Origin of the sequence: Streptomyces sp. 11x1 (genome assembly GCF_032598905.1) — a bacterium.
GTDB lineage: Bacteria > Actinomycetota > Actinomycetes > Streptomycetales > Streptomycetaceae > Streptomyces.
Window position 1 is genome coordinate 8,783,544 of the sequence record NZ_CP122458.1, and the last position, 21,833, is coordinate 8,805,376.

At 71.1% G+C, this 21,833-nt stretch carries 22 protein-coding genes and 4 pseudogenes; 15 read left to right on the forward strand and 11 right to left on the reverse strand.

Annotation, left to right across the window (positions count from 1 at the left end; genetic code table 11):
- Positions 1 to 172 precede the first annotated feature (172 nt).
- Both P8T65_RS38575 and P8T65_RS38580 read left to right on the forward strand, forming a co-directional pair.
- Positions 173 to 1,513: a transcriptional regulator gene (locus tag P8T65_RS38575; RefSeq protein WP_316729979.1), complete on the forward strand. Its 1,341-nt coding sequence runs from the start codon at positions 173 to 175 to the stop codon at positions 1,511 to 1,513.
- A 97-nt stretch (positions 1,514 to 1,610) separates the two neighbouring features.
- Positions 1,611 to 2,156, forward strand: coding sequence for an NUDIX domain-containing protein (locus P8T65_RS38580; RefSeq protein ID WP_316729980.1), 546 nt, complete (start codon positions 1,611 to 1,613; stop codon positions 2,154 to 2,156).
- Between the two features lie 30 nt (positions 2,157 to 2,186).
- Here the strand turns inward: P8T65_RS38580 and P8T65_RS38585 are convergent, their stop codons facing one another.
- Both P8T65_RS38585 and P8T65_RS38590 read right to left on the reverse strand, forming a co-directional pair.
- Positions 2,187 to 2,444, reverse strand: a complete 258-nt coding sequence (locus P8T65_RS38585) for a hypothetical protein (RefSeq protein ID WP_184896212.1) — start codon at positions 2,442 to 2,444, stop codon at positions 2,187 to 2,189.
- A 206-nt stretch (positions 2,445 to 2,650) separates the two neighbouring features.
- A complete protein-coding gene (locus P8T65_RS38590; RefSeq protein ID WP_316729982.1) occupies positions 2,651 to 3,526 on the reverse strand; it encodes a 3-hydroxybutyryl-CoA dehydrogenase in 876 nt (291 codons plus the stop codon).
- A 178-nt stretch (positions 3,527 to 3,704) separates the two neighbouring features.
- Between P8T65_RS38590 and P8T65_RS38595 the strand changes: the two genes are divergently transcribed.
- Positions 3,705 to 4,964, forward strand: coding sequence for a family 10 glycosylhydrolase (locus P8T65_RS38595; protein ID WP_316729984.1), 1,260 nt, complete (start codon positions 3,705 to 3,707; stop codon positions 4,962 to 4,964).
- 56 nt (positions 4,965 to 5,020) lie between these two features.
- Here P8T65_RS38595 and P8T65_RS38600 read toward each other — a convergent pair whose 3' ends face one another.
- The gene (locus P8T65_RS38600; RefSeq protein ID WP_316729986.1) at positions 5,021 to 5,218 is read right to left on the reverse strand and encodes a DUF1918 domain-containing protein; all 198 of its coding nucleotides are present in this window, start codon (positions 5,216 to 5,218) and stop codon (positions 5,021 to 5,023) included.
- A 110-nt stretch (positions 5,219 to 5,328) separates the two neighbouring features.
- Positions 5,329 to 6,282, reverse strand: coding sequence for a DMT family transporter (locus P8T65_RS38605; protein WP_316729989.1), 954 nt, complete (start codon positions 6,280 to 6,282; stop codon positions 5,329 to 5,331).
- On the opposite strand from P8T65_RS38605, the gene P8T65_RS38610 reads away from it, so the two are divergent.
- From P8T65_RS38610 to P8T65_RS38620, 3 genes are all read left to right on the forward strand, one after another.
- Positions 6,281 to 7,747 (forward strand): PLP-dependent aminotransferase family protein, encoded by a 1,467-nt coding sequence (locus P8T65_RS38610; protein WP_316729991.1) that lies wholly within the window; start codon positions 6,281 to 6,283, stop codon positions 7,745 to 7,747. The two genes, P8T65_RS38605 and P8T65_RS38610, sit on opposite strands and share 2 nt — an antisense overlap.
- On the forward strand, positions 7,744 to 8,187 hold the full coding sequence (locus P8T65_RS38615; RefSeq protein WP_316729993.1) for a GNAT family N-acetyltransferase: 444 nt from the start codon (positions 7,744 to 7,746) through the stop codon (positions 8,185 to 8,187). Before P8T65_RS38610 ends, P8T65_RS38615 begins: the two co-directional genes overlap by 4 nt.
- Before the next feature lie 106 nt (positions 8,188 to 8,293).
- Positions 8,294 to 8,869, forward strand: coding sequence for a histidine phosphatase family protein (locus tag P8T65_RS38620; protein WP_184896223.1), 576 nt, complete (start codon positions 8,294 to 8,296; stop codon positions 8,867 to 8,869).
- 10 nt (positions 8,870 to 8,879) lie between these two features.
- Here the strand turns inward: P8T65_RS38620 and P8T65_RS38625 are convergent, their stop codons facing one another.
- Complete coding sequence (locus tag P8T65_RS38625) at positions 8,880 to 9,329, reverse strand: DUF6314 family protein (RefSeq protein WP_316729996.1); 450 nt, start codon at positions 9,327 to 9,329, stop codon at positions 8,880 to 8,882.
- A 124-nt stretch (positions 9,330 to 9,453) separates the two neighbouring features.
- Between P8T65_RS38625 and P8T65_RS38630 the strand changes: the two are divergent.
- A pseudogene (locus P8T65_RS38630) lies at positions 9,454 to 9,953 on the forward strand (carbohydrate binding domain-containing protein); the annotation flags it as partial.
- A gap of 100 nt (positions 9,954 to 10,053) precedes the next feature.
- Here P8T65_RS38630 and P8T65_RS38635 read toward each other — a convergent pair.
- On the reverse strand, positions 10,054 to 10,833 hold the full coding sequence (locus P8T65_RS38635) for a LysR substrate-binding domain-containing protein (RefSeq protein ID WP_316729997.1): 780 nt from the start codon (positions 10,831 to 10,833) through the stop codon (positions 10,054 to 10,056).
- A 117-nt stretch (positions 10,834 to 10,950) separates the two neighbouring features.
- Here P8T65_RS38635 and P8T65_RS38640 point away from each other — a divergent pair, with 117 nt between their 5' ends.
- Positions 10,951 to 11,352: a DUF5997 family protein gene (locus P8T65_RS38640; RefSeq protein ID WP_215450903.1), complete on the forward strand. Its 402-nt coding sequence runs from the start codon at positions 10,951 to 10,953 to the stop codon at positions 11,350 to 11,352.
- A 172-nt stretch (positions 11,353 to 11,524) separates the two neighbouring features.
- Positions 11,525 to 13,060, forward strand: coding sequence for a hypothetical protein (locus P8T65_RS38645; RefSeq protein WP_316730000.1), 1,536 nt, complete (start codon positions 11,525 to 11,527; stop codon positions 13,058 to 13,060).
- A 72-nt stretch (positions 13,061 to 13,132) separates the two neighbouring features.
- On the opposite strand, the gene P8T65_RS38650 is transcribed toward P8T65_RS38645, so the two are convergent.
- A complete protein-coding gene (locus P8T65_RS38650) occupies positions 13,133 to 13,873 on the reverse strand; it encodes a VOC family protein (protein WP_316730001.1) in 741 nt (246 codons plus the stop codon).
- A gap of 705 nt (positions 13,874 to 14,578) precedes the next feature.
- Between P8T65_RS38650 and P8T65_RS38655 the strand changes: the two are divergent.
- Together P8T65_RS38655 and P8T65_RS38660 are read left to right on the forward strand one after the other, a co-directional pair.
- Positions 14,579 to 14,928: pseudogene (locus tag P8T65_RS38655) on the forward strand (IclR family transcriptional regulator C-terminal domain-containing protein).
- A 299-nt stretch (positions 14,929 to 15,227) separates the two neighbouring features.
- Positions 15,228 to 15,956, forward strand: a complete 729-nt coding sequence (locus P8T65_RS38660) for a cyclase family protein (protein WP_399103344.1) — start codon at positions 15,228 to 15,230, stop codon at positions 15,954 to 15,956.
- A gap of 276 nt (positions 15,957 to 16,232) precedes the next feature.
- Here P8T65_RS38660 and P8T65_RS38665 read toward each other — a convergent pair whose 3' ends face one another.
- Complete coding sequence (locus P8T65_RS38665) at positions 16,233 to 16,727, reverse strand: flavin reductase family protein (RefSeq protein ID WP_316730002.1); 495 nt, start codon at positions 16,725 to 16,727, stop codon at positions 16,233 to 16,235.
- Positions 16,728 to 16,779: 52 nt separating this feature from the next.
- Entirely contained in the window at positions 16,780 to 17,982 is a 1,203-nt protein-coding gene (locus P8T65_RS38670) for an acyl-CoA dehydrogenase family protein (protein ID WP_316730004.1), read from the reverse strand.
- Between the two features lie 195 nt (positions 17,983 to 18,177).
- On the opposite strand from P8T65_RS38670, the gene P8T65_RS38675 reads away from it, so the two are divergent.
- Positions 18,178 to 19,098 carry a LysR family transcriptional regulator gene (locus P8T65_RS38675; RefSeq protein WP_316730005.1) on the forward strand — a complete coding sequence of 307 codons (921 nt, stop codon included), beginning with the start codon at positions 18,178 to 18,180 and terminating at the stop codon, positions 19,096 to 19,098.
- Between the two features lie 5 nt (positions 19,099 to 19,103).
- Positions 19,104 to 19,588 (forward strand): annotated as a pseudogene (locus P8T65_RS38680) (hypothetical protein).
- 241 nt (positions 19,589 to 19,829) lie between these two features.
- Here the strand turns inward: P8T65_RS38680 and P8T65_RS38685 are convergent.
- Positions 19,830 to 20,213 (reverse strand): Dabb family protein, encoded by a 384-nt coding sequence (locus P8T65_RS38685; RefSeq protein WP_316730006.1) that lies wholly within the window; start codon positions 20,211 to 20,213, stop codon positions 19,830 to 19,832.
- Positions 20,214 to 20,315: 102 nt separating this feature from the next.
- On the opposite strand from P8T65_RS38685, the gene P8T65_RS38690 reads away from it, so the two are divergent.
- Together P8T65_RS38690 and P8T65_RS38695 are read left to right on the forward strand one after the other, a co-directional pair.
- On the forward strand, positions 20,316 to 20,672 hold the full coding sequence (locus P8T65_RS38690) for a helix-turn-helix domain-containing protein (protein ID WP_316730007.1): 357 nt from the start codon (positions 20,316 to 20,318) through the stop codon (positions 20,670 to 20,672).
- A gap of 324 nt (positions 20,673 to 20,996) precedes the next feature.
- Positions 20,997 to 21,214: pseudogene (locus P8T65_RS38695) on the forward strand (transposase); the annotation flags it as partial.
- 107 nt (positions 21,215 to 21,321) lie between these two features.
- Here P8T65_RS38695 and P8T65_RS38700 read toward each other — a convergent pair.
- The gene (locus P8T65_RS38700; protein ID WP_316730009.1) at positions 21,322 to 21,828 is read right to left on the reverse strand and encodes a transposase family protein; all 507 of its coding nucleotides are present in this window, start codon (positions 21,826 to 21,828) and stop codon (positions 21,322 to 21,324) included.
- Positions 21,829 to 21,833: the final 5 nt, after the last annotated feature.

The window sequence follows — 21,833 nt, forward strand, 5'->3', positions numbered from 1 at the left end:
AGGGGGAGCCGGCGGCCCGGCCGGCCTCTTGGCGAGGGATCCCAGTCAACCTGTCCGAAACTCTCTGCGACAGCGCGCACACAGCCCGGATTGGGGCGTTCCCTTCACACCCCGTGTGAAGGGGGAGGCGCTACGCTGCGATTCGCCGGCACCGAGCCACCGGAGGGCCTCCATGCAGCCCAACACCCTGCTCGACGCGATCCTCGACGAGGCCGGTATCTCCCACGCCGGTCTCGCCGCCCACGTCAATCAGGCGGGGCGGGCCCGGGGGCTGGCGCTGAGATACGAACACACCGCCGTGGCACGGTGGTTGAAGGGGCAGCGGCCGCGAGGACAGGTGCCCGACCTGATCTGTGAGGTGCTCGCCGGGCGGCTGCGCAGGACCGTCACCCTCGACGACATCGGGCTCGGCGTGCCGGGCGAGGCCGCCTCCCCGCACGGTGCCGGGCTCTCCGGTTTCGTGGAGCGCGCCACCGCCCTGTGGCGCTCCGACGAACAACAGCGGCCCCATGTCCTGGGCGCCCCCGCCGTCACCGGGACCCCCGCCGTGATGCCCGTCTGGGAGTGGGAGAACCCGCCGGAGGACGTCGACGTCTCCCGTGGGGGACGGCATCAGGTCAGCATGGCCGACATCGAGATGCTGCGCGCCGCCCGGACGCATTACGAGCAGCTGTACCGCAAGGCCGGGGGCGTCGCCACCCGCACCCGGATCGTCGGGTTCCTCAACGCCGAGGCCGCGCCGCTGCTGCGGGGCAGCTACACCGACGCCACCGGCCGCCAACTGCACCGGGCCACTGGGGGGTTGGTCGCGATCGCCGGGATCTGCGCGTACGACTCCGACGCCCACGGTCTGGCCCAGCGCTACTTCCACCAGGCGCTGCGGCTGGCCAAGGCCAGCGGGGACCGGGGGCTGGGGGCGTACGTGATCGCGCTCCTGGTCAACCAGTCGCTGTTCATGCGGGAGTACCGGCAGGCCGTCGCCTTCGCCGAGGCGGCGCTGCGCACGGCCGGCACGGACATCACCCCGGCGCTCGCCTCCGATCTGTACGCGATGCAGGCGAAGGCGTACGCGCACCTCGGCGACGGCACGAGCTCGCTGTCCTGCATCCGGCGGGCGGAGCAGGCCGCCGAGCGCATCCGGCGCGGGTGCGAACCCGATGAGACCGGCTATGTCCAACCCGGCCTGGTGAACGTACAGGTGGCGGAGGCACTGCTCAGCCTCGGTGACCTGACGGCCGCGGCGGAGCACGCCGCGGCGGCCGTCGACTCCCCGGCGCACGACCGGGGGCGGGTGCACCGGCTCGCGATGTTCAGCCAGATCGAACTGCGGCAGGGCAACGCGGACAAGGCGGTGGCCACCGCCGTCGAAATGGCCGAGCGGGCACGCGGAATGGAGTCCATGCGCCTGCGTGACAGACTGCGGGCGGTCCGCGAGCACCTCGTGCGCAGCGGCTGCGCGGGAACCTCCGAGGCCGCCGAACTCATCGACGGGGCACTGCGCGTACCGCTCTGACGCCGTCCCGGGGCGCGGCCGTGCACCGGCTGTGCGCCTGCTGTCACCAAGCTCCTGCTGCGATATTGCCACTTACTCGGCGGAAGGTGGCAGAACCGTGCAGTGGACGAAACAGAGCGAACAAACTGTGTACTCGAACCGCTGGTTCAGCGTCAATCTCGCGGATGTGGCGTTGCCGGACGGGCGGCACCTCGATCACTTCCTGATACGGCTGCGGCCCGTCGCCGTGGCCACCGTGGTCAACGAGTCGAACGAGGTGCTGCTCCTGTGGCGGCACCGCTTCATCACCGACAGCTGGGGCTGGGAGCTCGCGGCGGGCGTCGTCGAGGACGGCGAAGCCATCGCCGAGGCGGCGGCCCGTGAACTGGAGGAGGAGACCGGATGGCGGCCGGGACCCCTGCGCCACCTGATGAGCGTCGAGCCCTCCAACGGGCTCGCCGACGCCCGGCACCACATCTACTGGGCCGACGAGGGCGCGTACGTCGGTCACCCCGTGGACGACTTCGAGTCGGACCGTCGGGAATGGGTCCCCCTCAAGCTCGTCCCCGACATGGTCGCCCGCGGCGAGGTCCCGGCCGCCAACATGGCGGCCGCTCTGCTCCTGCTGCACCACCTACGGCTCGGGCAGGACGCCCAGTCCTGACTCCCCCGTCGCGTCCCGCCCGAGGGGCCCTCACCGGCCCAACGCCTGCCAGATGGACACCACCAGGGCGCCCAGGGCCGTGAGGGCCGCCACCGCGGGCAGCGGCCAGCGGGCGTGCTCCAGGCTGACGACCCGCGCGCTCAGATCGTCCAGTTCCTTGGCGGTCTGCTCGGCGCGGTGGCTCAGCAGGGTGTGCCCGCCTTCGACGCGCGCGTGCGCCACGTCCAGACGGCGGCGTAACTCTGCGAGTTCGCCATGGAGCACGGGATGCTCGGGGTCGATGGCCACGAGTCCGCTCCTTTCTGTAGTCGTCGTCATCCCTTGCATGCGCACGTGAAGTCAACTCGCCTGGTGGGCGCGTGGGGAGAGTGTGCGAGCGGCATATGCGGGTCCGCCGCGCACACGGTGTGTGAATACGACGGGCCCGGCACCGTCTCCGGTGCCGGGCCCGCGCGTGAAAGGAACTGACCGTGCGTAGTCGGACGGCCGGGGGATCAGGCGTAGGCGTAGAAGCCCGACCCCGACTTCCGGCCCAGCCGCCCCGCGTCCACCATGCGCTGGAGCAGCGGGGGAGCGGCGTACAGCGGCTCCTTGTACTCCTCGTACATGCTGTTGGCGATGGAGACGATGGTGTCCAGGCCGATCAGGTCGGAGAGCTTCAGTGGCCCCATCGGGTGGGCGCAGCCCAGCTCCATGCCGTTGTCGATGTCCTCGCGGCCCGCGATGCCCGACTCGAACATCCGGATCGCGGAGAGCAGATACGGCACCAGCAGCGCGTTGACGACGAAGCCCGAGCGGTCCTGGGCCCGCACGGCGTGCTTGCCGAGCACCTTCTCGGCGAACAGCTGCGCCCGGCTGAGCGTGCCCTCGGAGGTGGTCAGCGCCGGGATCAGCTCGACGAGCTTCTGCACCGGGGCCGGGTTGAAGAAGTGGATGCCGATGACCTGGTCGGGCCGCGAGGTGGCGACCGCGAGCTTCACCAGCGGGATCGAGGAGGTGTTGGAGGCGAGGATCGCGTCCGGGCGGGTCACCACCTGGTCGAGCACCTGGAAGATCTCCGTCTTCACCTGCTCGTTCTCCACGACCGCCTCGATGACGAGGTCACGGTCGGCGAACTCGCCGAGATCGGTGGTGAAGCTCAGGCGTGCCTGGGTCCCGTCCCGCTCCGCCTCGGTGATCTTGCCGCGCTCGGCGGCCTTGGACAGGGAGTTGAACAGCCGGGTACGGCCGATCTCCAGGGCTTCGCCGGTGGTCTCGGCGACCTTGACGTCCAGTCCGGCGCGGGCGCACACCTCGGCGATGCCCGCTCCCATCTGGCCGCAGCCCACGACTCCGACGCGTGCAATGTCTCCCGCCGGGATGTCCGTCACATCGTCCCTTTCACTGTATTTCGTGCCTGGCAGATACCCCTGGTGGGGGCCTGCGCCAAACCTGCACGTTACCCGCGACGCCTACTGATCAGTATTCCGGGTGTCACATGGAAGGCTTGGTCCGGGAACGGTCCGCGTCGGGGCGGACACGAGGGACGCGGTACGCGGAGGTACGAGGATGCATCGCAAGCCACGGATGTCACGGCGGGCCTTCTGGGCGACCGCGGCGGCGACCCTCGTGGCGGCCGGCGGCGTGGCGGCGGGCACCGCCATCGCCGGCGGCGACCCGAGCCCCCGCCGCAGGGCAGGCGAGGGCGAACTGCGCGGTATGTGGCTGGCCTCCGTCCTCAACCGGGACTGGCCCTCGAAGGCCGGTCTGACCGCCGCCGAACAGCGCGCCGAACTCCTCGCCCACCTCGACACGGCCGTGGACCGCCGCCTCAACGCGGTGATCTTCCAGGTCCGCCCCAGCGCCGACGCCCTCTGGCCCTCACCGCACGAGCCCTGGTCGCAGTACCTCACCGGCACCCAGGGCAAGGACCCAGGGTGGGACCCGCTGGGCACGGCCGTCGAGGAGGCGCACGCCCGGGGGCTCGAACTGCACGCCTGGTTCAACCCGTACCGGGTCGCGGTCCACACCGACCCGAGCCGGCTGGTCGCCTCGCACCCGGCCCGGCAGCACCCCGACTGGGTCGTCCCCTACGGCGGCAAGCTCTACTACAACCCCGGCATCCCCGCCGTCCGCGCCTTCGTGGAGAAGGCCATGCTCGACGCCGTGCGCAAGTACGCCGTCGACGCCGTGCACTTCGACGACTACTTCTACCCGTACCCGGTGGCCGGTCAGGTCTTCGACGACGACGAGGCCTACGACCGGTACGGCGCGAGCCTTCCCAACCGGGCGGCCTGGCGGCGCGACAACATCGACCTCCTGGTGCGGGAGACGGCGGCCCAGATCAAGACGATCCGCCCCGGCACCCAGTTCGGGATCAGCCCCTTCGGCGTGTGGCGCAACGCCGAGACCGACGCGTCGGGCTCGGACACCCGGGCGGGCGTGCAGACCTACGACGACCTGCACGCGGACACCCGGAAGTGGGTCCGGGAGAACTGGATCGACTACATCGTCCCGCAGCTGTACTGGAACATCGGCTTCGCCGCCGCCGACTACGCCAAGCTGCTGCCCTGGTGGGCGGAGACCGCCCGGGGCAGCGGGACGCGGCTGTACATCGGGGAGGCCCTCTACAAGGCGGGCGACCCGGCGCAGCCCGCGGCCTGGCAGGACCCGGCCGAGCTGTCGGCGCACCTCACCCTGGCCCGCGACTTCCCCGAGGCGCGCGGACACGTCTTCTTCTCGGCCAAGGAGGTCGGCCTCGACAAGATCGGCGCGATGGCACGCGTGGTCGCCGACCACTACCAGCGGCCGGCGGAACCACCGCGCTGACGCAGCCCGGGGGAAGGTTCGTGGTACTGGGTCCGGGGGGGCGCCGGAAGGGACAGCTACCTGGGGTCCCCGGGGTGGCGGACGACCGTGTCCGGGCCGGGGGACATCAGCGCCTCGTGCCCGTCGTCGTCGAACCTGACCCGGTAGGGCGGATTGCCGTCCTGACCGAGCACCTCCAGGACCTCCGCGGTCCGGTCGTGGTGCCCGACGGTCCTGCCGTGCACCAGCAGGGTGTCGCCTACATCTGCTCGCATCGGGGGCCTCCTCGTTCTGCACGGGAGTGGCGGTCCGTGCCCGCAGTCTATTGCGGGCGGCGCCGGACGGACCTGTGTGCGTACGGCTCTCACGCGCTCCCGCACCCGACTCAGGCGGACGAGCGCTGGGTGACCGCGATACAGACCAGCACGGCGGCGGCCGTCAGGGGCGCGGCCGGGGTGAGCTGCTCGCCGAGGAGCAGCACCGACCACACCAGTGTGAGCAGCGGCTGCGCCAGCTGCAACTGGCTGGCTTTCGGTATGCCGATCGCCGCCATGCCCCGGTACCAGACGACCAGCCCCAGGAACTGGGACCCGGCCGCCACCCACAACAGCCCGGCCACGCTGTGCGCGGTCAGCCGGGCCGGCTCGTACGACAGGGCCAGCAGTGCGCCCGGCAGGCTCAGCGGCAGACAGAGCACCAGGGCCCAGCCGATGACCTGCCAGCCCGGCATCACCCGGGCCAGTCGGCCGCCCTCGGTGTAGCCGGCCGCGCACACCAGCAGGGCGCCGAAGAGACAGAGGTCGGCCGTGGTCAGGGCGCCGCCGCTCTGGGTCACGGTGAACGCGAGCACCGCGGCGGCTCCGGCGAGGGCGGCGGTCCAGAAGGTGCGCGAGGGACGGGTGCCCATGCGCAGGGCCGAGAACAGGGCGGTCGTCAGCGGGAGCAGCCCGACCACGACGGCGGCGTGCGCGGTGGTGGAGGTCTGGAGCGCGAGCGTGGTCAGCATCGGGAAACCCAGCACGACACCGGCGGCCACGACCGCGAGCCCCGCCCAGTGCCGACGGCCCGGCAGGGGGACCCGCAGGGCCAGCAGACACCCGCCCGCGATGACGGCGGCCAGGGCGCTGCGGACGGCCACCAGTGACCAGGGGCCGAACCCTTCCAGGCCCCAGGCTGTGGCCGGGAAGGTGAGGGAGAAGGCGGTGACACCGAGGGCTGCCTGGAGCGTGCCGCCGGCGCGAAGACGTGGGCCGGGTGGCGGAGCGGCGGGGCCGGCGGCTGCCCGGTCGCCGCCCACCGCTACTGATGTTCCGGTGATAGCGCTACTCTCTACTCTCATGCACGAGCGTAGCAGCGTTGCGGAACTGGTGGAACAGCTGAGAAGAGAGCTCGACCGCTACTCCATTGGTGGAAAGCTGCCGTCGAGCCGTGCCCTCGTCGGGCGGTTCCGGGTGAGCCCGGTGACCGTGTCGCGAGCCTTGGCGCAGCTGGCCGCCGAGGGGCTGGTGGTGACCCGGCCGGGTGCCGGAGCCTTCCGGGCGAGCCCGCGCGAGAGCGGTACGGCCTCGGTGGGGGACACCTCCTGGCAGGAGGTCGCGCTGAGCGCGGACGGCAGCGCCGAGCCGTCGCCCCGCACGGTGGACGCCTCGGGGGTCCTGGTCTCGCTCGCCTCTCCGCCGCCCGGCGTCATCGAGTTCAACGGCGGCTATCTGCACCCCTCCCTCCAGCCGGAGCAGGCGATGGCCGCCGCGCTGTCCAGGGCCGGGCGGCGGCCCGGAGTGTGGGCGCGGCCGCCGGTCGAGGGGGTGCCCGAGCTGCGCGAGTGGTTCGCGCGGAGCATCGGCGGGGCGATCACCGCGGCCGAGGTGATCGTCGCGGCGGGCGGCCAGTCCGCCCTGACCACCGCGCTGCGCGCCCTCGCGCCGCCCGGGGCGCCCGTGCTCGTCGAATCGCCCACATACCCCGGCATGCTGGCGATCGCGCGGGCCGCCGGGCTGCGACCCGTACCGGTGCCGGTGGACGCGGACGGGGTCAGACCCGCCCTACTCACCGACGCGTTCAAGGCGTCCGGGGCGCGGGTCTTCGTCTGCCAGCCGCTCTTCCAGAACCCCACCGGCGCCGCCCTGTCGGCCGACCGCAGGGCAGAGGTGCTGCGGATCGCCCGCGAGGCGGGGGCCTTCGTCGTAGAGGACGACTTCGTACGCCGACTCGCGCACGAGGACGCCGGGCCCCTGCCCCGGCCTCTGGCCGCCGACGACCCGGACGGCGTGGTCGTGCACGTCTCCTCGCTGACCAAGGCGACCTCGCCCAGCTTCCGGGTGGGCGCCCTGGCCGCACGGGGCCCGGTCCTGGAGCGGCTGCGCGCCATCCAGGTCGTCGACACCTTCTTCGTGCCGCGCCCCCTTCAGGAGGCCGCACTCGAACTCGTCGGCTCGCCCGCCTGGCCCCGCCATCTCCGAGCGGTGTCGAGGGAGTTGAAGCTCCGTCGGGACGCCCTCACATCCGCGCTGCGGTCGCGTCTGCCCGAACTCGCCCTGCCCCACATCCCCTCCGGCGGCTACCACCTCTGGCTGCGCCTGCCCGACGGCACGGACGAGGCGGCCCTGGTCGCCGCCGCCCTGCGCGCGGGCGTCGCCGTCACCCCCGGCCGCCCCTACTTCAGCGCCGAACCCCCGGCCGGGCACCTGCGGTTGAGCTTCGCCGGGGTCGCAGGCGCGGGCGAGATCGCGGAAGGGGTGCGGCGGCTGGAGGAGGCCGTAAAGGGTTCGACAGCGGGCGCCCGGACTGCGAACGTCCCGCCATGAAAGACGAGTTGCAGCCCGCCGTCCCGAGGGGCCACGAGATCTCCGACGATCCCGGACGCATCGACGTCGAACGGGTCCACCACTGGCTGTCCACCGACGCGTACTGGGCCATCGGCCGCGCCCGCGAGAAGCAGGAGAGCGCGATCCGGGGATCCCTCAACTTCGGGGTGTACGAGGTGGGTTCGGGGGAGCAGGTGGCGTACGCGCGGGTGGTGACCGACGGGGCCACCTTCGCCTGGCTCTGCGATGTCTACGTCGCCCCCTCGGCGCGGGGGAACGGGCTCGGCACCGCGCTGGTCGCGGCCGTGCGCGAGCACCTGCGGCCCTCGGGGCTGCGGCGCCTCCTGCTCGCCACGCACGACGCGCACGGCGTCTACGCGAAGCTCGGGTTCGAGCCGCTCGCCAAGCCCGAGCAGTACATGGCGCTGCTGTTCGACTGAGGGGCGGGTGTGCGGGCGGGTGACCGGAACTCCAGGTGCGGTACCCCGGGTAACTCCTGAGTAACGGCCTCTTGACCTGCGCAGAACCCCGTTCCACCATCACCGCATGCATCTTCGGGTCACGTTCGTCGCCGCCGCGCGCTGCTCCTCGCTGCTCGCGGAGCGTTTCGAGGACGACCGGCCGCTGGACCAGGCCGGCTGGGACGAGGTGCAGCGCGCCGCCCATGAGCTGGTGCCGCTGGCGGCGGCCGAGCTGCGTTACTGCTCGCCCACGCCGCGCAGCCGGGCCACCGGGGACGCCCTCGGCTACGCGCCGCTGGCCCAGCCCGCGCTGCGGGACTGCGACATGGGCCGGTGGCGCGGCTTCACTCTGGGCGAGGCCATGGCACGGGAGCCCTCGGCCGTGGACGCCTGGCTCGCCGACCCACACGCGACCCCGCACGGCGGGGAGTCGCTGGTCGGCTTCATCTCCCGCATAGGCGGCTGGCTCGAGACCCGGCCGGCGGGCGCGGGTGGCCGGGTCGTCGCGGTGGCCGAGCCGTCCGTGCTGCGCGCCGCCCTGGTCTACGCCCTGAAGGCCCCGCCGTCGTCGTACTGGAACATGGACATCCGTCCCCTGTCGACGGTCACGGTCGCGGGCCACGCGGGTCGCTGGAACCTGCGGCTGGGCGCCGCGCAGTGAGCGGACGGGCTCAAGCCGGAGGGTCCCGGGTGTAGTCGGTGACCAGCAGCTGGTCCTTCGCGGGGCCGCCCACCCGCCACGTCGTCCGCCAGTGGTCCTCGTCGTACACCGCGAACTCGCCCCGGTAGAGGTCGGCGGCGCAGGGGTGCTCCGTCCGCCAGTGGCCCGTCGTCAGATCCAGGTCGTGGAAGGGGCGGCCGTCGGCGAAGCGGACGTCCACCGTTCCGGGCGCGGCCCCCGGCAGGAAGCGCAGCGTGCGTTCGGCGGGACGGGGGACGCCCTGCCAGACGAAAGTTCCGGTCTCCCGGTGCAGGAGGCCGCCGCCGTCCAGTGGGCTGAAAACGGTCGTCCCGGAGAACTCTCCTCCCGCGCCGCTGGCCAGATCCCGCACGGACCGCAGGACCCGCCACTCTCCGCGGAGATACGCCGACGCGTCGGGAACTGGCAGGAGACCGCTCATCCGTCCTTCTTCTCCGAGACTTTCGGTGCCGTGCGACCCGTTGACGGTGTCTTGGTCACCTCCCTATCTTGCCGTTCGAAGTACTGATCGCCGTTCAGGATTTCGAACAGATCCATCCAGGTAGGTGGCCGCCGCCTCCGTCCCGGCCCCCGTGCATGCCGAGGACGTCACCGACTGCGCGATCGGCGTCGACCCCAGGGCCAAGGGCGCGAAGATCGACGACACGATGTACGGCGTCTTCTTCGAGGACATCAACCGGGCCGCCGAAGGCGGCCTGTACGCCGAACTCGTGCAGAATCGGTCCTTCGAGTACTCGACCGCCGACAACCGCGCCTACACCCCCCTCACCTCGTGGGCCGTGGACGGCACCGCGCACGTCGTGAACGACGCCGGCCGGCTCAGCGAGCGCAACCGCAACTGCCTCTCCCTGGGCGCCGGTTCGGCCGTCACCAACGCGGGCTGCAACACCGGCGTCCACGTCGAGGAGGGCAAGAAGTACGACTTCTCGGTATGGGCGCGCGCCGACGGCCGTACGGCGCTGACGTCGCCCTCCAGGACACCGGCGGCACGCTCCCCGAGGCCCGTCGGGTGTCGGTCAAGGGCGGCTGGGAGCGCAAGCGCTCGCACCAGTGGAAGGACACGACGCGGAGCGTCGGCCCACGCGGCGGAGCCGCAGATGACACGTCCCGCGCCCCTGATCGGGCCTGCGGCCCGTCGAGGGCGGCTATGAGCGGCGGCGGGGCTTTCCGGGCCTGCCGCCGCTCTTGGCGTTCCTGCCGCCGGACGAGCCGGCCCGAGGGGTGCGGGCGGTCGGCTTGCCGGTGCCGGGGCGCTTGGGCTCCCGTTGCGCCTTCTGCTGTGGCTTCTTCTCCTCCGGGGGCTTCGCCCGGCCCCGCGAGCTGTTGACCGTGCGGCCCCGGACGATGCCGATGAAGTCCTCGACCATGTCGGTGGTCGCGTCCTGGGGCCAGGACAGGGCGACACGGGACTCGGGGGCGTCCGTGACCGGCCGGTAGGTGAGGTCCTTGCGGTGGTGGAGCCGGGCCAGCGACTGGGGCACGACGAGCAGCCCGATCCCGGCCGCCACCAGCTCGATCGCGTCCGCCGTGGTGGCGGGACGCTCGAACGCGGGCTCTCCCGGCGGGCGTTCCCAGTCGAGGGTGTCGTCCAGGGGATGCAGCACGACCTCGTCCGCCAGGTCCTCGGTGGTCACCTCCTCGACCGCCGCGACGACGTGGTCCTTGGGGACCACGACCACCGTGGTCTCGGCGTAGAGGGGGATCGCGCTGAGGTCGGTGCCGTCCACCGGCAGCCGTACGAAACCGGCGTCGGCCCCGCCGTCCCGCAGCACACCGAACGCCTCGGCGGCGGACACCTGGAGGAGGGTCAGAGGGATGTCGGGCAACCGCTCGTTCCAGATCCGCACCCACTTGGCGGGCGTCACCCCCGGGACGTAGGCGAGCCGGAACGAAGGGAGCGAGGAGGGTGCTTCCGAGCCTGTCACGTGACCAGGCTAACGGGCGGGGCGACGGGCCCGGTCCTCGCCGCCGGGCAGTGGTGTTCCCGGCGCCGAGCAGCGGCGTGGTCGGCGGTCGCGCACGCGCTCGATACCCTTGACCCCATGACGTCGCACCAGACCACCCAGACCATGAAGCCCGCCACCGCGGCGAAGAAGCTGGGTGTGTACCTCCAGGCCACGCCCGCCGAGTTCCAGGAGGGCGTCGTCTCGCGCGCCGAGCTGAGCGCGCTCCAGACGAACCCGCCGGCCTGGCTGGAGGAACTGCGCCGCAACGGCCCGCACCCCCGCCCGGTGGTCGCCGAGAAGCTGGGCGTCTCCATCGCGGGACTGGCGCGCGGCGGAGTCACCGAGCCCCTCACCACCGAGCAGATCGAGGCCCTGAAGCAGGACAGCCCCGAGTGGCTGCAGAAGGAGCGCGCCACCCAGGCCGAGGTCCGCAAGGAGGGCGCCCGCATCAAGAAGCGCAACGCCGAGCGGGCGGCCCAGGCGGACGACCGGCGTTAGGGTCGCGACGCGGCGGGCGGACGTGGACTGCCGAGGCACCACAACAGCCGCGCGGCGGTGATACCAGGAGCCGCGCGGCGGTAAGGGGAGGAGCCGTGCGGCGGTCAAACCAGGCCCCGCGGCGGCGAAAACCAGGAGCCGCGCGGTGGGAGCCCGGGGCAGGATGCCCCCTGTGGATCCTCTCCTGTGCGGGCTCGCCGGCAATCCGGCGCTGCCTGTCGCGCTGGTCGACGGGCTGATTGCGCTCGCGGACCCCGACATCGACGACGAACTCGCCCGCCGCGACGACCTGGGCCGGGCCCAGGCGATCACGCTGGCCGCGCGGGACGAGGCGGGCGGTGTGCTGCTGGCGTACGAGGGCCTGCTGACCGCCGCCGACGCCGACCCCACGGCACAGCCACGCGTCGCCCTCGCCCTGCTGGACCAACGCGCCGGCGACCCCGCGTGGGCCCGCCTCCTCGCCGCGTCCCCGGTCGTCGCACACCGGGAGCGGCTGGCCGCCTGCCCGGGACTGCCGCCGGATGTGGTGGAGACCCTCGCCGCGGACCCGGACGTAGGGGTCGTCGTGGAGCTGGCCCTGTGGGGCGAGCCGGACGTGGCCGCGCGGCTCGCCCGGCATCCGCACGCCGAGGTCCGCCGCGCGGTGGCGGCCAACGAGACGACGCCACCGGAGGTGCTGGCCGCCCTCGTCGGCGGCGAGGCGCTGCCTCCGGCCCGGCACTGCCTGGTCTGCGACCGGGAGGAGCCGCCGTTCGCACACAGCCCGGACTGCCCGCGGCCCGACTGTGAGCTGCGGCCGGGCGCCTCCTGCGACGGCTCCCACGAGTCCACCGCCCTCGACATCCTGCGGGCGGCCCTGGAGAACCCGGCCACACCGGCGGAGGCGGCAGCGGGCTTCGCCGACCACCCCTCCATGCTGCTGCGCTGGGCGCTCGCGGCCCGCCCCGGCCTGCCTCCGCAGGCGTACGCGCGACTGGCCGTGGACCCCACGCCCGGTGTGCGCGCCGACCTCGCCTCGAACCCCGCGATCGACGACACCCTGATCCGCGTGCTGGCCGGCGACAGCTCGCCCGACGTGCGGCGCGCGCTCGCGCACAACCCACGCGTGCCGCTCGACGTCCTCGCGGACCTGACCGCCACCACCCGGATCGGTGCCATGCCACTGCCACGGATCGCCTCCGCCACGGCCGCCGAGGTCGAGGAGCTGGCCCGGTCGCCGCACGCCGCCGTACGCGCGCTCCTGGCGCGACGGCGTGATCTGCCGGACGGCATTCGTGACGCGCTGGCCGACGATCCCGACGCCAAGGTGGTCGCGGCCGTCGCCGCGCACCCGGGTCTCACCGAGGCCCGGCTGCACGCCATGGTCGACCGGCACAGCGCCCAGGTCCTCACCGGCACGGCGGCCAATCCGGACGCCACCCCGGCCGTCCTGGAGCGCGTGGCCCGGCACCGGCCGCCGGTGCGGAAGGCGCTGCGCGAGATCGCCCGGCACCCCCGGGCGACGGCCCCCGCGCTCCTGCCCTGCCTGGCGGACGCACGCTTCCGGCCCCTCGCCGCCCGCCACCCGGCGCTCCCGCCGGAGATGGTCGTCGAGCTGCTCTCCGACCCCGCCGCCCCGGTGGCGGAAGCCGCGGCCGCCAACCCGTCCCTGCCGCTCGCCGTGATGGAGGTACTGACCAGGAGGGCGATCGACGGGCAGGCCTCCTGAGAGGGAGGGCCGTGCACGAGGTGCCGGGGTGACGGGACCGGGGCGATCGCGGCCCCGCGTCAGGACGGTGCGTCAGGACGGCGCGAGGACGCAGAACTCGTGGCCCTCCGGGTCGGCCAGGCAGGTCCACGGGACCTCGCCCTGACCGACGTCGAGGTCGGTGGCGCCGAGGGCGCGCAGCCGGGCCACCTCGGCCGCCTTGTCGTCACCGGGGTACGGCAGCAGATCGAGATGGACACGGTCCGGGACGGGAGCGTTGGCGGGCGTGCGGAGGAACTCCAGGTAGGGGCCGACCCCTTGCGCGGAGCGCAGCACGGCCTGGTCGTCGGTCACCTCGTGCACGGCCCAGTCCGTCGCCCCGCCCCAGAACCGGGCCATGGCCCGCGGATCCGCGCAGTCGACGACCATCGCGGCGATCGGGCCGGTGTCCCGGTAGACCTCCCGGGGCTCCAGCACACAGAACTCGTTGCCCTCGGGGTCGGCGAGGACGGTCCACGGGACGTCGCCCTGGCCCACGTCGACGGGCGTCGCGCCGAGCGCCCGCAGCCGCGCGACCAGCTCCGCCTGGTGCGCCCCGGAAGCGGTGGCGAGATCGAGATGCGTACGGTTCTTCGTCGCCGTCTTGCCTTCGGGGACGGGAACGACGTCGATGCCGACCGCGACCGGGTGCGGCCAGACCAGACCGCCGGCGGGCCCGACATAGGTGGTCACGCCGGGGCTGTAGGCGGTCCAGTCGAGCGCCTCCGCCCAGAACCGTCCGACCGCCCCGGCGTCGAGAGCCTTGATGTTCACTTGAACGGGTCGCAGCGCCATGCCGGCGATCTTATGCGCCCGCTCCCGCCTGTGACCGAGAACTCTAGTCGGCGAATCATGGTCTGAGACGCGCAGGTCGGGGGTGAGTGGAGAATCCTTGTTGGCAAATCATGAAGGCACTCGTTAACTCTCTGTCACTGGTGGTCGCTCTACCAGCGACGATGCCGCGAGAGGTTGAGTGCGCCGCACAAGGCTGGACGCGCCGTTCTCGGCGGTCGCCGAAGCGCTGACCCGGCCAGGAGGAAGCCGGGCCGCCCGCTGACCGATGCCTCGCTGGTCTGGATCTCCGCCGATGCCCGCGTGACTCATCCTGGTGCCCGCCCCCACCACCGGCGGCCTGCACCCCGCCCACCCACGACCAGCGCGGCCGAGTGGTGGCCTAGCTACTCAAATCCATCATCTCGCAAGCCGACGGTCCGGCGCATCCTGCTGACCCTGGAGCGGTTGGGCTACGCGCGCGGTGAGGACAACCTCTACGCGCTCACTCCCAAGGTGCTCGCCCTCGGGTACGCCTACCTGTCCTCCGTGCGCCTCACCGACGTGGCCCGCCCGATCATGGAGTCCCTCACCGACGACCTGTGCATCGGAACCTCCCTCGCCGCCCTCGACGGCGCGGAGATCGTCTACGTCGACCGCGTGCAGCGGCAGCGGGTCACCAGCATCAACCTCGCCGTCGGGACCCGGCTTCCGGCGCACGCGACCTCCATGGGACATGTCCTGCTGGCCGATCTGACACCGGCCGAGCTGGAGCAGTACCTGGCCGGACGGTCACCGAGGCAGAAACCCTGCGTGCCCGACTCGAACTCGTCCGGCAGCGCGGCTGGGACGCCGTCGACCAGGAACTCGAGCTCGGCCGGCGCTCCGCCGCCGCCCCCGTTACCGACGGTGACGGCCGGGTCGTAGCCACGCTCGCACTGTCCTGCGGGACCGTCGAGTGCTCGATGGACCGGCTCGTCGACGAGCTGCTGCCGCCCCTGCTGCACGCCGCCCGGCGGATCAGCGAAGCCATCGGAGGGGGCCGCGCACCCCGCACCGATCCACATCCGCCCGCATGAACCGGAGTTGGTGAATGTGACACCCGACCTGAGCGATCTCCCCACCTACGAGCAACTGCTCGCCCGCACCGACGACCCTCCGGGGGGCCAGCTGGTACCTGTTCGGAAAGGACGACCAACTCCGCACCCTGAATCTGCTCCGGCTGAACTCGCTGACCGCCGCGGCGGCCGAGGTACGCACCGGCGAGGCGTTCTCCCTGGACCTTCCGTCCACCGCGATCTCCACATCGCCGGCCCCGACGCGCAGTCCCGCGGAGCATCACATCTTTGAGCGCACCCCCTTCCACCGCGACGAATGGCTGAACCGCTTCTATCCGCAGTACGGCTCCCAGCTCGACGGCCTGCGCCACATCGCGCATCCGGAACACGGCTTCTACAACGGCGCCGACCCAACGCGCTTCACACCTGGCGACGAACTGCTGAGCATCCATCACCTCGCCGCGCTACCGATCGCGGGACGCGCCGTAATGCTCGACGTCGAACGCTTCCTGCGCGAGGCCGGGCGTCCGCTGGACCAGGAGGGCGGTCAGGCCGTCACCGCCGAGGATCTGGAGAACACGGGGCAGGCACAGGGCACGGCCATCCGCCCCGGCGACATCGTGCTCATCCGGTTCGGCTGGCTGACCTGGTACCGCGAGTCGGCCACCGAGGAGACCCGCACCCACCTGCAACACACCCTGGTGCACCCCGGCCTCGACCAGTCGCACGACATCCTCGCCTGGCTGTGGGACCGCCGTGTCAGCCTCGCCGCAGCGGACAATTTTGCCTTCGAATGCTGGCCCGCCCGGTCCGACAGCCCGTTCTTCACCCGCGCCGAACGCGAGGACGGCCATCGCGACCCGCACTCCGGCATCATGCACCGGGCCCTGATCGGACTGCTCGGCATGCCGCTCGGCGAACTGTGGGACCTCGACGCGCTGGCTGCGGCCTGCGCCGCCGACAACCGCTGGTCCTTTCTCCTCACCGCCGCGCCACGGACGATCGTCGGGGAAGTGGGATCACCCGCCAACGCGATCGCACTGCGCTGACGAACCGGGCCCTTGGGCCACACCCGGGGCGTCGGTACCGTGCGGAAGCCGATCAGCGGCGGTCGTCCCTCGCCGACGCCGGTGAGGGTTCGATCATGGATACTCCGTGCTTCACCTTGCGTGAGCTGGAGTAAGTGTCGGTGGGACTCCGCACTGCGTTTCTCGCTCCGAAGGGCCGATCCGGGCATTGACCGGTCGCGGGTGCTCGGGAACATGCGGAGGCCGCACGGCTGAACGTGCGGCCCCTGGGCGGTGGACTCACCGGAAGGGTGGATCTCAGCTTGCCAGTGCGTGGAAGCCGCGCTGGAAGTAGACGGTCGCGGGTTCCTGGCCGAGTTGGACGTCGTGCACGCGTGCCACGAGGATGGTGTGGTCGCCGGAGACGTGGCGGTCGTAGGCGGAGACGTCCAGACGCACCGACGCGTCGGGCAGGTATGGCAGGCCCTCGGGGGTGAGGCGGAACTCGTTGCCGGCGAACTTGTCCGCACCTCGTGTGGCGAACCGGCGGGCGAGCGCGTGGTGACCGTCGTGGAGGATGTTGATGGCCCACCGTGAGGAGCGCTCGAACACCGGGTGGCACTCGGCTGACCGGGACAGGGACACCTGGACGAGCGGTGGTTCGGCCGAGACCGAGGAGAAGGCGCTCGCGGTGAACCCCCAGGGGCGTCCGTCCTCGTCCACCGTGGTCACGATGGTGACGCCGCTGGGAAACGAGGCCATGGCCTCCCGGAAGGGTCCGGCGATCTCGATGTCGTTGTGGGGTTCGGTCACGGGGGTTTCCCTTTCTGTGTCGTGTTGGGCCGGTGGGGAGTGCTGGAGTCGGTCAGACACGGACGTAGACCTCCATGCCCGGGACCTCTCCGGCCAGGTGGTAGCCGCCGACGAAGTACTGCGCCGCATCGACCTTGGGGTCGTGCTGGGAGAAGGTGCGGATGTTGCGCCAGAAGCGGTCGATGTTGTACTTGGCGGCGGCGCTGCGGGTCCCTGTGAGGTCGACGATCCCGGATGCGACTTCGACGGCGATGCTGGTCGCGGCGGTCTTGGCGGAGAGCGCGTCGATCATGAGCTGGGCCATGTCGGTCGTCTCGTCGGCGTTTTCCATGGTGCGGACGAGTTCCATCAGCAGGGCACGGGCCGAGTCCAGCTTGATGCGGAACTCGCCGATGCGTCGCCGGACGAAGGGGTCGACCTGGATGGAGTCGTAGATCTTCACGGTGGGGGTCGTGGACGCCTTGACGTAGTCGATCGCCGCGTCCAGCGCCCCGTAGGCCGGGCCGAGAACGATCATCGCCTGGCCGGCCTGGGCCAGCGGGAACAGCAGGGGATCGCGCGCGGCCTGGACGGTGTACCAGCCGTCGGGGACGAAGACGTCGTCGTAGGTGATGCGCTGGCTCTGGGTGCCGCGCATGCCCATCACGTCCCAGTCGCCGTGCAGGCGCACGGCCGGGTCGTCGAGCGGAATCAGAGAGGTGACCAGGGACGTCGAGCCCTCCAGCTGGGCTGAGACGCTGGCATAGCTTTCGGCCGCGCTGCCGCTGTTGCTGTTGAAGGACTTGGTGCCGTTGACCATCACCCCGCCGTCGACCTTGCGTGCGGTGGTCGGGCCGGTGGTGACACCGGTCTCCGAGCCTGACGCGACGAACCGGAACCTTCGGCCGGTGGCGATCTCCTCGGCCACCTGACGCTTGGTCGCCTGGGGAAAGTCGCTGCTGAAGAACTCGGCCAGGGCGACGGAGCCGACGATGGTGTTGAGCAGGACGGCGGCATCTCCGCGACCGATGGACAGATAGATCTTGTACAGGGACTCCAGTCCGAACCCGATCCGGCCGTCGCCGAGCCCGCCGTACGCGGCGGGGACCTGCAGGCGCCAGAAGCCGGCGTCGTTGAGCAGTCTCATCGCCGCCGTCGGGTCCTCGCTCAGCCGGTCCGAGCGGTTGCCGATGTCGGCGAGCTTGGGGATGAGTTCCGTGGCCCTGTCGATCAGCTCCTGGACTTCTCGGTCCAGAAATGCAGACTTCTCTCCCATTTCCACTCCTGTGTCAGTGACGGAACGCATTCGCCGTCTTCAGGGAAGGCGCGCGGCAACGGTGCTCCGCAGGAACTTCTCGCGTTGACCGCGTCGTGGGCATCACGGTAGGAAGAGACGAAGCATAGAAGCAAATAGTCCATTTACATGGCTGGTATAGAGTTCCTCTATGGATCGATCTGGGGGAGAAACCCGATGAACCTGCGCCAGTACGAATACGCTCTGGTCGTGGCCGAGGAAGGCTCAGTCACCGCAGCCGCCGCCCGGCTCGGCGTCGCCCAGCCCACGGTCTCCCAACAGCTCGCGACGCTGGAAAAGGATCTCGGCGTCCGTATCTTCACCCGGATCCCGCGCGGAGTCGCCGCGACCGTCGCCGGGCGGGCCTTCCTCAAAGAGGCTGAGATCGCCGTGAACGCCGCTCGCAGAGCCCGCGTCGTGGCACGTGCCAGCGGAGGCGATCTGACGGGCGAACTCGTCGTGGTCGCCTCGACCGGCCTGGCGACCAACCAGCTTGCCGCTGCCCTGGGCGAACTGCGCCGCATCCATCCGCGCCTGCAGGTGACCCTCGTCGAAGAACCCACGCCGGTGGAGATGGAACACCTCGACCACCTCGGCACGGTCGACCTGGTGCTGTACCACCGCCTCACCCCCGAGTGCGGCTACGACCCCTACGAACTGGGCGAGGAACCCTATGCCGCAGTCCTGCCCGCCCACCACCCCTTGCACCAGGCCGACTCCGTACGGCTGGAGGACCTGGCCGGCGAAGCCTGGGTGCGGTTCACCCGCGGCAGCCTTCTGGACGGACAACTCGGCCAGGTCCTCAAGGACGCCGGACTCACTCCCGCGACCGTGGCCCGCGCATCCCAGATCTCCACAGCGGTACGGCTGGTCGCCCACGGCCTGGGCGTGACCATGATCCCCGCCTCCGCCGTCCCCACCCCCTACACCCACTTGGCCAAGCCACTGACCCCCGCCCTCTCCGAACGGGTCCTGGCCGGCCTGCGCCGCGACCCGGGACCGGCCGAAACCGCCCTGCTGGACCTGCTCCGACAACAGGACTGGTCAACTCCGGCCACCTTCAGCACCGCAACGCCCCACTTGGCCGCCTCCGGGTGACCAGAATGCCGACCTCCCGCCCGGCCTGCTGGTCGCCACTTGAGACGGGGCGTCATACAAAGGAATGGGCCATCGCTCGCTCGCGGGTGGGCGAGGTGCTTGCCCCGGCGGACGGTACCGGGCATGGCGGCGACCGGGCCGATCGGCCGGCGCCGGCCGCCGACGGGCAGGCCCAGGAGGCGTCGCCAACCCCGGAATCGGCGAAGACGAAGTCGCAGTGCCGGTGTGGCGTGAAGGGCTTGCGTGGTCGGCGTTGTCGGTGGACTACCAGCGCATCCTCGCCGCGCTCACGGACCGGGCCCGGCTCGGGCAGGGTCCGCTGACCTGCCAGGAGATGGCCGCCTTGTTCGGCACGGACCTGGTTCCGGAGCGGGTGGAGGCGTTGAGGTCGAAGGCCAAACGCCTGGTCGCGCGCGGCTGGCTGACCGGGCCGGCGCCGGGCCGCTTCAGGCCTGCCCGCAGGGTGAGCGGGCCAGGCGGCAGGTCATGAGCAGGGTCATCGACCGGTAGATCATCGCCTCGGTGCTGGTGGTGTTTCGGCAAACGCATCCCGCGGAACGTCCCGCTGAAGCGGGCTCATGGCTACGACCTTGCCACTGGTCAAGTGCTTCTGTGACGGAGCACAGGATCAGGCGAAGGCCCCTCTCACGTCAGGCACTCAGCCGAAATCGTCAGCAAGTTCGAGGCCATGTTCGACCGTAGACGGCAAACGTCAAGCTGAGATTCAGCGGTTATCGGACGGCAGCCCCGGCGTGAACCGCCGAGTCATCGAAGTAGAGCGTGTAGATCCTTCGGGTGAACTGCCCGATGACATCGACTGCGGCGACGTGCACCGGATGGGGCTGATAGGCGTCCACCCCTTCTGTGGAGTCGAACGTGATCGAGATCCCGTAGTCGTAGGTGGCGTCGTACTCGATGGGAAGGGCGCTGACGGCCTGTTCGAAACGCGGGTAGGTCCCGGCCGGTTTCGGAATTCCGGACAACACAGGTCCGTAGGTCAGATCGCGGACGCCGGGGACGTCCCGCAGCGACTCCAATGCCTTCTGGATCTGGGAGTGATGCTCGCTGTTATCGGGTTCCTTCAGCCACCAGAGGCTGATGTGAGTGATGCTCATGATCGAGTGATTCCTGTCCGCTAGAAGGGGTCACACAGTTTGTGAGCTGCACTTTCCCGTGCGACACGATGTCCACCGGCAACACTAAGTTAAGCTGACCAAATGACAAGTACTGACAAAAAAGTAAGGTCGGTGCCAGATGTCGAGTGCGTGGTCGATCACGCTCAGGCCGGTCTGCGGGTGCTGGAGGGCCGCTGGAAACTGGTGATCGTCTACCACCTGTTCCGGCACCCCGTCCTGCGATTCTCTGAACTGGAGAAGCTCATTCCAGGCGTGACGCAGAAAATGCTGATCCAGCAGTTGCGGGCACTGGAAGCCGATGGCGTGGTCGCACGCACCGCCCACCCTGTGGTTCCGCCCCGCGTCGAGTACCGGCTCACCGAGGACGGTCTCGGCTTGCGGCGGGCCATCAGCGCGCTCGACCAATGGACGCGATCCCGCAGCCAGCCCGGCCTTTGACGTCGGCCTGGCGCAGACACGGTCCCACGCGGGGAAATCCGCAGGCATCGCCCGCCACGTGATGCCCCCCGTAATGTGGTCCGTCGTCCTGCAAGAGGGCCGCTGGCCTCCGGGCCCCGCGTGGCTGTTCCCCTGTCGAACTGATGACCTGGAGGGCGCCACCGGACCCGAGAGGCGCCGTTGGAGACGCTGATACCAGGTCCGGCCACCGTCCGGTCCGGCGCAATGCCGGGCAGTTCGCGGGCGGCAGGTCTGCATAACGCGGATGCGCGCACGACACCAACGCCCCGGCCAGCACGCACGACATCCGTTCGGGATGACGGCTTGTACGTCAGCGACGAGATAGGCGTCTTCCTCGGTCTGGACGTCGGCAAGACCGCCCACCACGGGCACGGGCTCACCCCGGCCGGCAAGAAGGTCTTCGACAAGCAGCTGCCCAACACCGAACCGAAACTGCGGAACGTCTTCGAGAAGCTGAAGACCAAGTTCGCACCGTCCTGGTGATCGTCGACCAGCCCGCTTCCATCGGTGCCCTCCCGCTGGCGGCCTTCGACCTGGCGAGCAGGCCGCCGGTGCCGAGTGCATCGACGAACCCGGCGTGCCACCGGTCGCGCGTCAGCCTCCACTTTCCCGTGGCGGGGTCCTGTTCTCAGCGCGGCCGTCCGCGCCGGGTCTCGTCGATGCCCAGCACCCGCACCTCTGGCAGCGGTGCCTCGATCACCTCGCGTGCAGAGGCGCGGAAGGCGTCCTTCACGGTCTGCCAGGACAGGTGCAGATCCCGGGCGGCCTGGATGACGGTGGGGGCGGCGTCGCGGATTCGCCGCCCGGCGGCACCTCGCTGTCGCATGGTGATCTGCGCGTCGGCCGGTGGCTGCGGGATCTGCTCGGTGAAGGACCGGCGCGGGCAGCCGGGCTCCCGGCACCACCAGCGACGCTTGTGCCGGCGGAACTCCAGTCCGCTCTCGCCGTACGGCAGATCGCGGGGCCGGGTGGTCGCGGAGCCCTTCCCCCGGGTGGCGAAGACTCCGCAGGCCGGGCAGGCCCAGGCCCTCTCATCGGCGGTGACCAAGTGGACTCGGCGTGTCCCATCCGCCGGCCGCTCGACCCGGGCGACGGACACCCCGTCGAGACCGAGCAGCACCGTCGTATCGTTCAAAGCGG

Coding starts and splice junctions, on each gene's coding strand:
- P8T65_RS38675 (WP_316730005.1), top strand. CDS start 18,178: ATGAACCTGCGCCAGTACGAATACGCTCTGGTCGTGGCCGAGGAAGGC.
- P8T65_RS38650 (WP_316730001.1), bottom strand. CDS start 13,873: ATGGCGCTGCGACCCGTTCAAGTGAACATCAAGGCTCTCGACGCCGGG.
- P8T65_RS38610 (WP_316729991.1), top strand. CDS start 6,281: ATGCACGAGCGTAGCAGCGTTGCGGAACTGGTGGAACAGCTGAGAAGA.
- P8T65_RS38575 (WP_316729979.1), top strand. CDS start 173: ATGCAGCCCAACACCCTGCTCGACGCGATCCTCGACGAGGCCGGTATC.
- P8T65_RS38670 (WP_316730004.1), bottom strand. CDS start 17,982: ATGGGAGAGAAGTCTGCATTTCTGGACCGAGAAGTCCAGGAGCTGATC.
- P8T65_RS38685 (WP_316730006.1), bottom strand. CDS start 20,213: ATGAGCATCACTCACATCAGCCTCTGGTGGCTGAAGGAACCCGATAAC.
- P8T65_RS38605 (WP_316729989.1), bottom strand. CDS start 6,282: ATGAGAGTAGAGAGTAGCGCTATCACCGGAACATCAGTAGCGGTGGGC.
- P8T65_RS38595 (WP_316729984.1), top strand. CDS start 3,705: ATGCATCGCAAGCCACGGATGTCACGGCGGGCCTTCTGGGCGACCGCG.
- P8T65_RS38640 (WP_215450903.1), top strand. CDS start 10,951: ATGACGTCGCACCAGACCACCCAGACCATGAAGCCCGCCACCGCGGCG.
- P8T65_RS38620 (WP_184896223.1), top strand. CDS start 8,294: ATGCATCTTCGGGTCACGTTCGTCGCCGCCGCGCGCTGCTCCTCGCTG.
- P8T65_RS38625 (WP_316729996.1), bottom strand. CDS start 9,329: ATGAGCGGTCTCCTGCCAGTTCCCGACGCGTCGGCGTATCTCCGCGGA.
- P8T65_RS38690 (WP_316730007.1), top strand. CDS start 20,316: ATGACAAGTACTGACAAAAAAGTAAGGTCGGTGCCAGATGTCGAGTGC.
- P8T65_RS38600 (WP_316729986.1), bottom strand. CDS start 5,218: ATGCGAGCAGATGTAGGCGACACCCTGCTGGTGCACGGCAGGACCGTC.
- P8T65_RS38615 (WP_316729993.1), top strand. CDS start 7,744: ATGAAAGACGAGTTGCAGCCCGCCGTCCCGAGGGGCCACGAGATCTCC.